Annotated in this window: 6 protein-coding genes and 1 pseudogene; 4 read left to right on the top strand and 3 right to left on the bottom strand. The window is 42.2% G+C overall.

The window, feature by feature from the left end; all coding sequences use genetic code 11:
* Positions 1 to 158 precede the first annotated feature (158 nt).
* Entirely contained in the window at positions 159 to 680 is a 522-nt protein-coding gene (locus tag QZZ54_RS10565; RefSeq protein ID WP_290702525.1) for a cytochrome P460 family protein, read from the bottom strand.
* A 933-nt stretch (positions 681 to 1,613) separates the two neighbouring features.
* Here QZZ54_RS10565 and QZZ54_RS10560 point away from each other — a divergent pair.
* The 3 genes from QZZ54_RS10560 (at position 1,614) to QZZ54_RS10550 (ending at position 8,323) form a co-directional block, all read left to right on the top strand.
* Positions 1,614 to 3,173 (top strand): PAS domain-containing methyl-accepting chemotaxis protein, encoded by a 1,560-nt coding sequence (locus QZZ54_RS10560; RefSeq protein WP_290702523.1) that lies wholly within the window; start codon positions 1,614 to 1,616, stop codon positions 3,171 to 3,173.
* Positions 3,174 to 3,299: 126 nt separating this feature from the next.
* A complete protein-coding gene (locus QZZ54_RS10555; RefSeq protein WP_290702521.1) occupies positions 3,300 to 4,346 on the top strand; it encodes an HD-GYP domain-containing protein in 1,047 nt (348 codons plus the stop codon).
* 437 nt (positions 4,347 to 4,783) lie between these two features.
* Positions 4,784 to 8,323, top strand: a complete 3,540-nt coding sequence (locus QZZ54_RS10550; protein WP_290702519.1) for an EAL domain-containing protein — start codon at positions 4,784 to 4,786, stop codon at positions 8,321 to 8,323.
* A gap of 106 nt (positions 8,324 to 8,429) precedes the next feature.
* On the opposite strand, the pseudogene QZZ54_RS10545 reads toward QZZ54_RS10550, so the two are convergent.
* Positions 8,430 to 8,519 (bottom strand): annotated as a pseudogene (locus QZZ54_RS10545) (transposase); the annotation flags it as partial.
* 155 nt (positions 8,520 to 8,674) lie between these two features.
* On the opposite strand from QZZ54_RS10545, the gene QZZ54_RS10540 reads away from it, so the two are divergent.
* Positions 8,675 to 9,388, top strand: a complete 714-nt coding sequence (locus tag QZZ54_RS10540) for an outer membrane beta-barrel protein (RefSeq protein ID WP_290702517.1) — start codon at positions 8,675 to 8,677, stop codon at positions 9,386 to 9,388.
* 472 nt (positions 9,389 to 9,860) lie between these two features.
* On the opposite strand, the gene QZZ54_RS10535 is transcribed toward QZZ54_RS10540, so the two are convergent.
* Entirely contained in the window at positions 9,861 to 14,978 is a 5,118-nt protein-coding gene (locus tag QZZ54_RS10535; RefSeq protein WP_290702515.1) for a CHAT domain-containing protein, read from the bottom strand.
* Positions 14,979 to 15,043 lie beyond the last annotated feature (65 nt).

The raw sequence follows: 15,043 nt of genomic DNA, 5'->3' as shown, positions 1-15,043 counted from the left end.
AATGGTCAATGGCACGTTTACAGAACCTCAATAGGGCTGAAGAAGTACCTATAGACAAAAAAGCCACCCAGTTTTACCTGAGTGGCTCCTCGTTCAGTCATTAACCTGCTCAAAGAGAGGCTTATCTGGTAACAATCTCCAGATTACTGGCCGTTTATTCAGTGAAACTTTTTCAAAAACTCTTCGTTAGTGAAGACAAAGTCAGTCTTAGCGGCAACAGAATGACAACCGCTGCAGAAAGCATTAACCTCTTCCAACTTACTGTCGTATCCAGCAGACCATCCCCAGTTTTTCGCATCCGGGGTATCACTATTTTTCAGCTTTACCATAATTGTCAGGTCTGTTGGCTTTTGCGCCTTAAAAGCTTCCAGATCATCAAACTGCTCCTTCACGATTACCGAACCCACAGGGTAATTATAAGGCGCCGTACCTTGATTTACTGCCAGACCAATGTCATTTACATACACATCGCGATAGCCTTCACGCCCCTTATGTACACCACTGACTAAACCAGTCGGATCACCCGTACTGGTGCGTCCCTCAGTGATTTTGGTCCAGCTTTTAAAATCAGCCCAACGACTGTCGGTGTTACCGGAATAATCAGGCGATGCTGCACAACCAACAATAAGACCGCTGACAGATAGAAAGAGACCTACTTTTAATAAATTACCGGGTTTCATATTATTTTTCCCCTAATCCGTAGAGCGAACGTCAAAACAAGCAGACGCGCTTCCCACTGGCTGATCACTGCAATGTGATTTTCAATCGATCAATTCTTGTCATATACATAACAAAGCCGGCTCTCTAGAGCATAGACCCAAGACAAAACATTTTCTTCAAGCCTTTGACGAAATTGATATTTTCGATCCCAATAATGGGCTGGGATGTATCTATCAACTTCGACAACAAGGTATTTTCAATACATTCAGAGCGTAAGAAATAACCCTTTGGCATTATATATTATGCTAATACCTTCAGATGAAACTAACCTGAAAACCTCATTCTTTATAACCAATTCGCTGATAGGTTCTTCGAATAGGAAGAGATACTAAGGCTCGTTCAGGAAAGCTTTCTGAATAGAGTAAGAACGCTAATCCTAAGACTGGTATAGATCAATTGATACCTAATTGTTCGCGTAGACGATCAACTAAGCTCCATTGCGAAAGGCATTTGGTCTGACAGTTATTCACATTTCCTGTGGATAACTGTGTGGGGACTCTATGGGCTTATCTGCTAAAGCGTTACTACATGGTGGGTATAAGCGACTGTAGCAAATCTAACCAATTCCACTCAGCGGTTCCACAATAGTTTCGAGGGCTCCTCCTTTACCACTTTAAAAATACGAGTTATTCCTATTTACAGACTTCTGCAGCACGCGGAAACTAACCGCTAGATACGCTTTAGTTAACAATAGAGTGGCTTCTAATTTAATAGTTAAGACACCTTAGGGTTTATTTGATTTATAACTTATCTATATAAGTCCGTTCTTTGCTTAGCTTTACCGTAAATAAAGAACTTATTTTTCATTGATAATCATATAGATAAGCAAACTCCGCTCAAAACACCAGACCAATAGACATATCGCAAGACTCTTATCTCTAAGGAAGCAGGTTATGAAAGGGAAAAAACACACCAACGTTGAGAGTCCTTTCTCGAGCAATATTCGATTGATTTCTACCACCGACCTTAATGGCCGTATTACCTATGCCAACGATCACTTTGTAGAAGTTTCAGGTTATAGTCTCGAAGAGTTAGTTGGACAGCACCACAATCTGGTAAGGCACCCAGGTATGCCATCCAAAGCTTTTGCTGATTTATGGCTACACCTCAAATCAGATAAACCCTGGATGGGTGTCGTAAAGAATCGCTGCAAAAATGGTGATTACTATTGGGTTCGGGCATATGTCACAGCCCTTTACGGTAGCAACGGCCAGAAAATCGGTTACCAGTCAGTCAGAACAAGTTTATCTGACTCCGCCAAGCAACGAGCAGAAGAGGTGTATGCCGATATCAATGGAAAAAAACGCTCTTTTTCATTATCAAGAGTAAGCCTTGCCAACAAAACACTGTTCATTGTCGTTCTCGCCCTAATTATTCAAAGCAGCGTAGTCTTCACCCCCTTCTCTATACCGATAAAAATAATCATCATGGGAGGGTCTGCAGCTCTCTTTAGCTTTCTCCACTATCAACTGTTCAAGCCGTTAAGAAGTCTCTCAAATATGGCACTAGAGATTTATGACAATCCTCTAGTACAAAAGACAATGACCGACAGTATGGATGAGGTGGGCACGCTAAATTTATCCATGCAGATGTCTGATGCGCGCCTGCGGACAGTAACAGGGCGAGTAGAAGATGCTATTGGTACGCTCAATGACGTAATGTCTACGACCCATGAGGCATTAGAGCGAACATCATTAGGCATAGCGCAGCAGAACTTAGAAAGTGACATGTTAGCAGCGGCTGCAACAGAGATGGCAGCTAGTTCTCATGAAGTGGCCGGCAATACTTCCAAAACCTCAGATGAAACACACAAAGCTGCCCTGCAGGCTAAAGACGGAATTCATATTGTCGATGAGATGCTCATGACAATTCAAATGTTAGTCGACAACGTTGCAGCAGCATCTCAATCATCAGAAATGTTACGCACTCAAACAGATGAGATTGGAGACATTGCCGCTTTGATTGACGGCATTGCTGCTCAAACTAACTTATTGGCATTAAATGCAGCAATTGAAGCTGCCCGAGCCGGTGATCATGGCCGTGGGTTTGCGGTCGTGGCAGACGAAGTACGTACTTTGGCATCCAGGACTCAGGAATCTACAAGTAAAATTAAAAACACAGTCGAAAATATTCAACGTAGTGTGAACGATACTGCTAATACCATGAAGCTTAGCCATGAAAAAGCCCAAACTGGAGCCGCTCATGCCGAAAAAGCAGGGAATGCATTCGATCAAGTTTCAGCATCAATGGAAACAATTTCACAAGGTAGTTATCAAATTGCTGCGTCGGCTGAACAACAAAGTATCGCGGCAGAAGAGATCAGTAAAAACATTGTTTCAATTCGCGATATTGCTGATAGCAGCATGACCTCTGTTGAACAAACAAATCAAGCAACTAATAATTTAAGCAAGCTGGTTTCCGATTTATCACAAATTATGAACAAAGCAACATAATAGATTTAGTTCATACCATTATCGAACACCGATATTTGGAGTGGATATGGCATTTGCCGCTGAGCAAAGGGGAAAACTCATAACTCAGCCGTAGCTGCTTCTGGAAAATCATCTAGCAGGATGGCAATGATGAAAAATATAAATATGGAAATGACCGTCGATAAAATAAAGATTGGTGACTATGTTCGATTGGGCGAGAGTCAGAAGAACAATTGGCAAGCTCACCCCTTTTCAAAAAACAATTTCCAACTATCAACCAAGGAACAGGTTGAAGTAATACAAAAACTATTTAATACCGTTGTTATCGATTCTCATAAAAGCACAGAAAGGCAAAAGGAATCGCAACAACACGTCAACTCAATAGGTAAACCGGAAGAGATATCACAACCGCTAGTCCAATCCGAATGGGAACAAATAAATTCCCCTACTGAGAAACTCTCCCGAGCACTTAACTGTACATTGCCTGTCAGTGAAAAAGCAGAGTTTGTTATTGAACATAGTACCGAATTAATATCGCAGCTGTTTTCAGCCCAGTTGACTAACGATTCAGTTCAGGGAACCGTCACTGCTCTGAAGGGAATGGTTGGCAATCTCATTTCTGATCCAGAACTATCCGATGAACTATTAAGAATCACTTCTCACGACTACTACACTTATACACACTCGGTTAGTGTAGGGTTTAAAGCGATGGTCTTTGCTAAGCACTGCTTGGGGACTATGGATCAAACCCTACTCAAAGAGCTAGGTGTTGGTTTTTTTCTGCATGATGTAGGTAAAGCTGGCGTTGACCCCGCTATCTTGAACAAACCTGGGAAACTGAATGCCGATGAGTGGGATATTATGCAAAGGCACCCTGACTTGGGCGTTATGCAGCTGAAACAAGCAAATTCATTGAGCGATGAAATAGAAATTATCGTAGTGCAACATCATGAAAAACTAGATGGGTCTGGATATCCCTATGGATTGAAAGGCAAAGAGTTTCATTTGTTTGGCCAGATATGCGCTTTGGCTGATATCTACGATGCCTTAACGGCTAAGCGATCTTATAAAGACGGAATGAGCAGTTTTAATGCCCTTCTGATAATGAAGCAAAAGATGGCCCATCACTTTGACGCAAAATTACTCAGTAATTTTATCAAATTGTTTTGTGAAGTACCTATAGCCAACAAGTAATCATTTAAATCGATCTACCTTCAGCAAAAACCTGTTCTATTTTAAAAACCCTTATCTCGGGAGGCCACTGCAGTCAACAGACGACACTACGTTGCTCTAGGATGCTCTGAAATCCGCTATATGCCAATAGCTGCACATTGAAGACTCTAGTTACCAACCACAGCAAAAACACATCGCACCAAGAATAAGGCAACCAGCTTAAAAAGAAATCAAGAGAGTCATGAAGCCAACCACTATGCTCAGTCACGCCTTCGATATTTAGCAAACCAAATAAAACTAATTAAAGGGATAGGTAGCGTTGCAATCGCTGTCACCAGCAGGAAGTAAGGCTAAAGCATTTCTATCCAACTCACCAATTTGGTACACAAGTACAACGTTGATCTTTCAATGATGCGCTAGAGTTGTAACAAGCTTATTCGAACGAAAGGAATCTTCGCTTGGCACTGAAATATTTCCAAAGCACTCGCGGAAAACTGATTAGCATTTTTGTCCTTATCAAGGTAATTCCATTAATTGCCCTGGCCGCTTTTGCCTGGAATGCGGCTACCGATCTGGGGAATAATGTTACCGCGCGTTCTGCAGAAATGACCGATGGGATGTTCGAAACAATCCAGACTGTAGGCGATACAGTCATTAACGACAGCACTGCAGCTCTCGATAATCGTTCAAGAGAAGCGATCGAACGACTAACCACAGATACGGCACAGGCAATCGCCAGATTTCTCTATGAAAGAGATCAGGATATCCGCCTGGCAGCGTTGTTGGAGCCTACAGAGAAAAATTTCAGAAGCTTTTTCAACAATAGGATGCGAGATCTATATCCGCATGGTGAGTGGCAACTATCCCCTGATCAAAGCCACTGGCTTTCGATAGATAATATACCTTTCACAGAAACAACAAACGTAATAGCAGAACTTAAAGCCAATGCTAAACAGTTTCACCAGAGAAAAGAGGAGTTATTAGGCGAAAAACAATCCACTCCACTGTATCGGGAAATAACCCTGATCGGTCTGGATGGTTTAGAAAAGCTAAAAATCTCCAGCGATGGCGATGATGAAAAACCGTTGATTGATACCTCACAACGCTTGCAGACGTTTGCTAAAGCAGAAACCTATTGGCCTGAGCTACGATCACTGAAAGCCGGTGAAATTTATGTTTCAGAAGTCATTGGGGAGTATGTAAAAAGCTCCATAATTGGGTCCTACACGCCGGAAAGAGTAAATAAAGCAGGCCTTGAATTCAGACCTGAAGAATCTGCATACGCCGGCACTGAAAACCCTGTCGGAAAACGCTTTCAGGGTATTGTTCGATGGGCTACACCCTTGGTGAAGGATGGCAAGATAACTGGCTATGTCACCTTGGCTCTGAACCACGATCATATACGTCGTTTTACCGACCGCATTACCCCTACAGAACAGCGTTATACACCGATAGCTGATGCTATAGAGGGCAACTACGCCTTTATGTGGGACTATAAAAACCGTTCTATTTCCCATCCCAGAGATTACTTTATCCACGGTTACAACAGTGAAACAGGATTGCCCGAAACGCCCTGGATGGATAACTCCCTGTACCAGGCGTGGCAGCAGTCCAAATTACCATCCCATGAGTTTCTTCCTGGAATCCCAGATTTTGATCAGCCTTCTCTGAATAAGAAACCCGCTAAAGAACTCATTCGTCAGGGTACCATTGCCCTTGATTGTCGTTATCTGAACTTTTCACCCCAATGCCAAGGTTGGGATCAACTCACACGTGATGGAGGTTCTGGTTCTTTCGTCATCTATTTCAGCGGGCTTTGGAAGCTCACCACTGCAGCTACTATCCCCTATTACACCAGTCGTTACGGCCAGAGCAGGAAAGGCTTTGGTTTTGTTACCATCGGCGCCAATGTTAATGACTTTCACTTGGCCGCAGTTGAATCAGGCAACCGGATCTCAACTATCATTACATCTAAGATAATTGACTATCAGCAACAACGCGACGCACTTAGTGCTGAGATCCAACATCGGCTTAGTGTTTCAACACTAGAGCTAGCCATTTCAACTGTAATACTAATTATTATCGTTATTGCGATCGCCATCTGGATGGCGAATACGCTGACCCGCCGGATAACCACTATTAATGATGGTATCCAGAATTTTCATAACGGGGATCTGCACCTACGCCTGCCAATTAATAGCCAGGATGAGATGGGCCGCCTAACAACCTCGTTTAATGCAATGGCTGACACCATCGAAGACAATATTGAACAGATGAGCAATGAGATCGCTCTCAGGCGCCAAAATGAGGATCAGCTCAGGGTTGCTGCTGCTGCTTTTGAAACCCAGGAAGGGATGTGCATTACCGACGCTAATAATGTCATTCTCAGCGTCAACCAGGCATTTACAGAAATTACCGGCTATAAGCCGGTGGAAGTGATCGGCAAAACCCCTCAAATCCTTCGTTCAGGCCAGCACCTACAAGAGTTCTATGATCAGATCCGCAAAGAAGTCCGCGACAGAGGCCAGTGGCAGGGAGAGATCTGCTGCATGCGTAAAAACGGAGAGATTTTCCCCGAATGGCTAATGATTACAGCCGTCAAAAATGATCATGGCGCCATCACCCACTATGTCAGAGCACTAACCGATATCGGTGAACGTAAAGCATCTGAAGAACATATTAGGCAACTGGCTTATTACGATTCTTTAACCAAATTGCCGAACCGGAGAATGTTTACTGAACATCTTAAGCAGGCAGTATTGGCTTCACAGCGCTACGGTAGAGAGGGGGCCCTGCTATTTATCGATCTGGATAACTTTAAGACTCTGAACGATACCGTAGGCCATCATCAAGGTGACATCCTATTACAGAAAGTTGCCGATCAGTTAACCAAACTTGTGCGAAAAACAGATACAGTAGCCCGGTTCGGCGGTGATGAGTTTGTTATAATGCTGACAGACCTTGACTCCGAATCAGAGGTTGCAATGAACCAGATTCGTAATCTAAGTGAAAAAATACTTGAAGCACAAAATCAATATTATAGCTTTTCAGGCTTCAACCATCACAGCACCCTCAGCATTGGCGTTACGCTGTTTTCTGATAACAATCAGGTCGGCATAGATCAGTTATTTCAACAGGCTGATTTGGCTATGTATCAAGCAAAAGCTGCGGGTAGAAATACGATTCGTTTCTTCAATCCGAAGATGCAGGAGGCCGCGAGTATACGAGCTCAACTTGAGACAGATCTCCATGTAGCGATTGAACAAAAGCAGTTTCAACTTTACTACCAACCACAGGTTGATTCTGATGGTGTAATTATTGGATCTGAAGCACTGATACGCTGGAATCATCCGGAGCGCGGTATGGTCTCACCATTGGACTTCATTCCGGTGGCTGAAGATACTGGTCAGATTCTTCCAATCGGCCTATGGGTGTTAGAAGAAGCTTGTAAACAACTGAAGCGGTGGGAGGATACTACTACGCCCTCCTTAACCGTTGCCGTTAATGTCAGCGCCCGCCAATACCAGCATCCAGACTTTGTGGCAGATGTTATTGCGATTGTCCAGAAAACGGGTATCAACCCCGGCCACCTCAATCTAGAACTAACAGAGAGTGTTTTATCTAACAATGTTGACGATATCGCTAACAAAATGTGGCAACTTGGAGCACAAGGCATAGGCTTCGCCCTGGACGACTTTGGTACCGGGTACTCCTCGCTGAGCTATCTGAAGAAACTGCCGCTTAATTATCTTAAGATTGACCAATCCTTTGTCCGCGATCTACTGACGGATCCACATGACGCAGCCATCGCAGAGACAATTGTTGCTCTGGCTCACAGTATGAATCTTAAGGTCATTGCTGAAGGAGTAGAAACCAAAGAGCAAAGACAACGACTGCATGATTTTGGATGTTATATCTATCAAGGCTACCTATTCGGAAAACCGGTACCTGCTGAAGAGTTTCAGTTAAAGTCGGAAGAGCTCGTAAATCAGGATTAGTTTTATGTCTAATTTCTGGCGGCTAAGTTCTGCTGAGCAGAGGCCCTAAGTTGCTATCATTTGATAGCACTTAGTCACCTCATCCTGAGCTAACTATTAATACAAGGAGTCCTAAACGATCAGATACTTCAGCGATTGAATGACCACGTTCAGAAACTTGTTTGACTGCTTCATCTTTAAATTCTGGTGTATAACGCTGTCCGCTATATTCCGCCTATGCAAAAAGGATAGGGAAAATGCCTAGTGAAGGCTGGTCAGTCCAACATCGAAGTAAAGCTGTCTAGTGCTTGATCAGAAAATACAATGCCTATCTCTATTAAAAAATGCTACTCATCACATGGATCGTATTTTATGAATAACGTTCTTCGCATATGCGCTACAACTCTAATTCTTTCTAGCAGCGGTGCTGTTTATGCACATATGACCTTAAACAATGCTATTTATGCGCAGGATTGGGCCGGAGCGTATGTTGGTGCTTCGGGCGGGTATTCCCAAACCAAGGACTTCGGTACTGGCCACAATAAAGGACTCTCTACTCCTAACAGTTGGACCCATAACTCTCATCTTAATGACGTACCTTTAGGTTTCTTTGGCGGCTATAACTGGATAATAAATAATAACTTGTTAGTGGGTCTTGAAACGGAATACCTGCACCGGAAAAGTCATTCTGGTCGAACTTCCAAATATAGTACTAGCGCTATAGGTACAGATTATAGCGCGAAGACTAAAATCAAAGGCGCCGCATCTATACGTGCCCGTATTGGAGGGTTCTTCAATCAGCAACAAACACTTGCTTATGTAACCTTGGGACAATCAAATGCGAAAGTAGAGCGTATATGGATTGATTCTTTAGGGGCTGATACAAAGTCTCAGAAAGGTTGGCACAATGGATGGACTGCAGGCATAGGTTTAGAACATAAATATTTTGAAAAGCTATCTATTCGCGCAGAAATAAGACATTCAAATTATGGAGAAGAATTGATCACAATGGATCTATGGGATAAATTTTACAAAAAAAATCTAACTGAAAATTCAGCAGTAATAGGCTTAGCCTATAGTTTCTAAGTTTTTATTTCCCTAAAAAGGAATTCTAAGCGTCTATTAATCTAATTCATCAGCCACTAGAAAAATCCATTATGAAACAATTAAAGGCTCTATCTACCTCTGTTTTACTATTTATACCTTTTACGATTATGCTTACGGCTTGTATGCCTAAGCCTGTTTGCGGTAACTGCAATCCCATGATTAGCCCCGAGCTCACTCAAGTCACCAAAACTGAGCAACTCATCGTACTGCCAGCATCACCAAACAAACCAAACCTGTAACACCACAAGCTTCGCCTCCGACAGAGTGAGCATCACCACCCAAGGGCCTAAGACAACTGCTGACGGCAGTAGCCCCTGTGAGTCGGTTGTGTTGACGATCGATGGCTTACCAGAGCGGTCAAAGTCTTGCAGCACGATGAAGCATGCCCGTAAGCACGCCTTTGGCTTAATATAATCTATTAGCCCTTCTTACTTGAAAACATGATGACCCATTAAGGTTTTCCGAAAACCCCAAAGCTAGCCCAGGCCGCTGGATGGCTGAATTGTGTACGGCTGGAAATCATAGATTTCATCGCACTACTCATCGCGGAAAAGTTATCGCTATCTTCAACGCCCAAACCGGCGTAGAAATTAGTCATTAACTCTTTAGTTGCGTCATCATGCACCTTCCAATAGGAAGCTACTACTGCTGGCACTTTAGCGTGAGCAAAGGCTCTAGCTAACGTTGCGTATTCCAGTCCCGAATTACCAATACCAGATTCACAAGCCGATAAGACAACAAGATCAGTCTGCTCCAAATCCAGCATTGAAATATCAATTACATTTAGCTGATATTTATTAGCCAATAGCAGATAACTATCCTCCGGTGATTCTGTATTTAGAACTCCATGGGTGGCGAAATGAATGACACGTGATCCATCAAGCTCTTCAATAATATTATCAATAGAAGCCTGTTCGCCTTGAAACACTGTTTGATCCTCACCAAAGGAGTCTGCTATCGCTAAAACCTCTTGTCGAGCACCTGGCAATGAACCATCAGGATCGGCGATAAATAAACCCCCATCACTATAAGAATCAGAATGATGCATAACAAGGTTGAAATGGTACATAGAAGGTAATATACCAATATTATAGCGCTCAACTGCATACTCAATGTTAGGGGTGACCTGTCTAATCAAAGCCGAAAAAGGGACGTATGTGAGTGCGCCTACCGGTGTAATAAAGACCTGATCTTTGCCTTCTAAGTCATTTTCTACAGGTCTCATTAGGTGGTGATAAAGCCAGGCTAGGTGATTTATATGCGAATCGCCTTTCACCTTTATACCGTTGAACAATGTACTAGCATCTGTTCGTTTAGCTCCACGATCTGAGGTACCCACTCCGATCTGCAAAGTCTGTTCACGTAAAATAGCAGCAGTTTCAAGGCTCATTTTTTCCAAAACTTCTTTGGACACATCTACTTGCCTAATAACCGCCCCGGTATTTGTCACCACTTGAATCAGTAACTTATCTTTTGTAGGCATGTACTGAATCAACGCTTGCCGTTCATCCAGTTTTTTATGCATTGCAGCGATTTCACGTGGGTCCATTTTAAGCATTTGGAATAACCCGTAGTGATTTTTCTCCAGGTTCGCCAATAATTTTTGTCGACTACGTTCACGTAATTTTAACTGTGCCTTAAACCTCTCAGCCACTGCGCTATCGGGCTCACTTGCAACATTATCAGAGGTTTTACCTTCCGAAGTTTCAAGGCTACCAGGTTGCAGATGGCTTTCGATATCAGCTATTTCACCCTGTAGCTGTTGATAGCGTCTAACCAGTTTTCCTTGCTCAGTATCAGGTTTTATTCTTGATAAAAACACATCACGAACTTCTTGCTGTTGCGCCACATCAAAGTCAATAAATGCAACTTGTCCCCGGTGATTATCATTTAATAATGAAGCAACTCCTTGAGACTCATAGACCAATAACCCGATGTCGGTGCCTACATATATATTATCGAGTTCATCAACAGAAATAGTATGCACTGTTCGTGCACCATATTGCCCTAAAGCTTGATCATCAGGAAGCAGCTGATTTAGTCGATCGGGGTAGAACCATTGCCCTTCATGATAAACCGTTACACCGCCCGCAGAAGGAAATAGCCAAGTGTTCGAATCACCTAGCCGAGCACCCTTTTGCCCTAACCATATCATTGATGATTTTTCTTGCATCGCCTTATAGGTTGGATCATTCAAGTCACTGAAGGACTCTCTACGCCCATTTTTTTCGCGAGCGAAATCTCTATTGGTAGAAACAATCGCCGTATTATCGTTTATTTTGGTATAACCTGTAACAAACCAATGTTTATTACCAAGCCAATCCTTACTATGCTCATCCAAATTAATAAATGAATCACCCTGCCACTCTAGAACACCGCCTGATAAATCAACGCCTTTATGGCTTAAGTGTCTTTCATTCGAAGCAATTACCTTAATTTTTCCGTCTAGATCCTCGTATACACGATAAATCATCTGGCTACGCGATGGGAAGATTTCCGCATCGATGAAATAATTATATTCCTCTGGTTCCTCTATTCCTTCTTTATACCGAAACACAGAAGAGCCTGCCGCAGCCCAAATATTTTGGTTTGAATCTACAAAGATATCGTTTAACGAACCATTTCCCCATCGATCACCTTCAACATTTTGTATTGTTGAGAATAATTGCTGAGCAGTTTTTTCGCCTTTTTTAAAGCGCAGTATTTGGCTGTCATCATTCGTAATGAGATTTCCTTGAGCATCCTGCCTTAAATATTTAGCATTTACCGACGCGAAGTACTTTGGTTCTTTATCTTCAGCAGTATGATCAATATAAAGAATCTCAGAACCTGTCGCGATATAAGTAATTCCAAGGCTCTCATTCACTAACGTGTCATAAACCCGTCCTATTTTATACTGCTGCACATTAGAGGGTTGATACGCGTATATACCATCGCTCGTGGCTACAACAATATCACCATTTTCACTGACCGTTGATTTCTCAGGACCTACTGTGTGACCACCTCGACCCAATTCGAAAGGTAACGGCATAGATTGAAAGTAATGCTCGTTAAATACGTTAATACCAAGATCGGTATTAATAACCAATGTATTACCTTCCCCCTCCACCGGCCAAATATTTAGTTCATGAATCTGCTTTGAGTGCAGCAAGTCACTTTTGAGTGCGATAAATTCCCCATCAGAGATATCTAAACTATCATCAACAGCCTTAATACTTGCCGTATATAACTTACCATCCGTTAACCAATAGAGGCTATTATTACTCTCGTTGTACGCAATGCTAACAGCACGATCAGCTATCGTAACCACATCGCCATCATCAAGAAGTAGAAGACTCTTTTCCGTCAGGATTACAGGCACCTTGTTATCTGCTTCACCGGCTATCACAATATCTAGAATATTGCCCTTTACACCGTCCAAAGCTGTAACTTTCTCATCGCTATAAGTAAGACTTACAAGCCCATCAGCAGTACCAACATATACATTGCGGTCCGATGCTTTTAGTACATTAATTCTTGGCGATATTAACCCATCACTCTTTGTACGCCAGCGTTTAAGTATGCTTTGATAATCACCATCAAGAGCGAAGAGTCCGTTAGCGGAACCTATCCATAACACACCATCCTCAGTTTCCGCCAAGCTGAGAACATTAGATGCTGTGTCTAACGAAGCAGTTGAAGTTGTACGACTTAACCTAGCTTGGTTTGCATCGTAACCAAACCACTGCCAAAAACCATCCTTAAGTACAGCGAGGCCTTTATTTGTACCAAGTAAGATATCACCATTATCTCTGACCAATAACGCTTGCTTTTGTGCACGTTTCAAGTCACCCGAGTATAGCTCGCTGTTGTCGTAGCGCCGCCAAAAACCTGTATTTTGTATGTCTGACGTGACTAACCATTTAGCGTCTTTCATCAACACTAAAGGTACTACATTTAGCTTATTCAAAATGTTTTGGTATTTTTTACTATCAAAAGAAATACCAACCAGCCAAGTTTTCATTATTGCCCATTGCTCAAAATCATCTTGAGGTAAGCCTAAAGGTTTAAATTCCTTATGAAGCTCATACCACAACGAAATTGCTCTAGCTGTATAAGCGATGGATACTTCACTTTGACTATCTCTCGACTCGAAGACCGCTACTAGTAACTCATTTGCTTCATTAAAATAATCTGAATTAGCGGTGACATGTGAAACTAAATACTCCACTAATGCCATTTTGGCTTTAATTTCTTTGGCAGCTCCTTCTTCCGCTTCAAAATAGTCTTCTTTCAAACGGTCATACTCAATATCAGAACCGGCTAATGCCGGTAGATCATCTAAATTATGAATGCTTTGTACTTTTCGAGTGAGCGATAACAATCTCTGAAATGCCTGCGTAATATTTAAAGCCATTGCGTGGCCTTGCTCAGACTGAGTCTGATATATTTCACCATTATCATCATATTCAATATACAAACGGCCTAAGCCTACAATGCTAATCAATATAGGCTGACTATTCTCATTGTATATAAATTCAATAACACGCTCACCATCGGTCATCCTCTCAATGTTATGAGTGGCATTATATTTCAACTCAACAACACGCCCACTGGAATCTTTAATCGATTGAAGATTTCCATTTTCATTATATTGTACGGAAATGAAAGAAGTGCCTTTCTTAAAGTTTGTAACTTTCCCAAAAACAGGATGATCTTGCCGAGTTACGACTTCGCCATTTGGAAGAACAATATGAACTTCAGAATTAGTATCATTAAATTCATAAATAATTTCTTTTCGCTCGCCATTTAATGCCTGATTACGAGCGTTATCGAACCAGTTAACGTAACGCTTCGATGCTCCTGGGTCTATCGCGCCAATATGATAACTTTCATAAAGCTTTAAAGTATCACCCAACTCATTTAAAGCTCGTCGTTCATACGAAACATCATAATTAATTCCCTTTTCTTTCGCCGCCTCAATCGCACGAAGTGCATTGATTGGACTTCCGCGCCAATACAACTGTTTGTGAAGATAACTATCTAACGCATCTGTACTATAAGGGTTACGGTGAAGCAGGTGATAGCCATACCCCTGCACTTGTTTATCTGTCAGTTCCTCCCCATACTCAGAAACTAAATCATGATAAATAGAACGATTATCTTTAAGAAGTCCAGCTCTTAAAGACAAGGCGTTTGCAGCAGCCTGCATATCATCTCTGGCACGTGCAATGCTTTCTTTAAACTCATAATAACGTGTCATTTCACCAAAATTATCTCGATACTCCATCAGATAACCTTCAGCCAGATCAAGAAGTTCTGCTGTCACTCGTTGCTTTTTCGATTTTTCTTTTACCAGCCAAAACAACTCCGTTAACACACGGTTTCTAGCAGGCAATCCGACCGTCGATTCATCACCGCTTAAACACTCATGAAAAGACTGTTTTCCCTGCGTATAATCATGTCTTTTATAAGCATACAGTTCGACAATTTTGTCGCAGGCAAAATAAACATTATTGTTTCGTTGATTTGCTTCGATCCATAATGAAACAGCAGCATCACTTTGATCCCCCTTCAAATCAACGAGCACTTGCCACCACAACCGACTCCAGTAATATTTTTCAACCTTTTCGCGGACTAAGCCAAGTAAGTTTT

It is taken from the genome of Amphritea sp., from assembly GCF_016744155.1.
Taxonomy (GTDB): domain Bacteria; phylum Pseudomonadota; class Gammaproteobacteria; order Pseudomonadales; family Balneatricaceae; genus Amphritea.
This window is presented reverse-complemented; position numbering and strand designations above follow the sequence as displayed.

Coding starts and splice junctions, on each gene's coding strand:
- QZZ54_RS10565 (WP_290702525.1), bottom strand. CDS start 680: ATGAAACCCGGTAATTTATTAAAAGTAGGTCTCTTTCTATCTGTCAGC.
- QZZ54_RS10560 (WP_290702523.1), top strand. CDS start 1,614: ATGAAAGGGAAAAAACACACCAACGTTGAGAGTCCTTTCTCGAGCAAT.
- QZZ54_RS10555 (WP_290702521.1), top strand. CDS start 3,300: ATGATGAAAAATATAAATATGGAAATGACCGTCGATAAAATAAAGATT.
- QZZ54_RS10540 (WP_290702517.1), top strand. CDS start 8,675: ATGAATAACGTTCTTCGCATATGCGCTACAACTCTAATTCTTTCTAGC.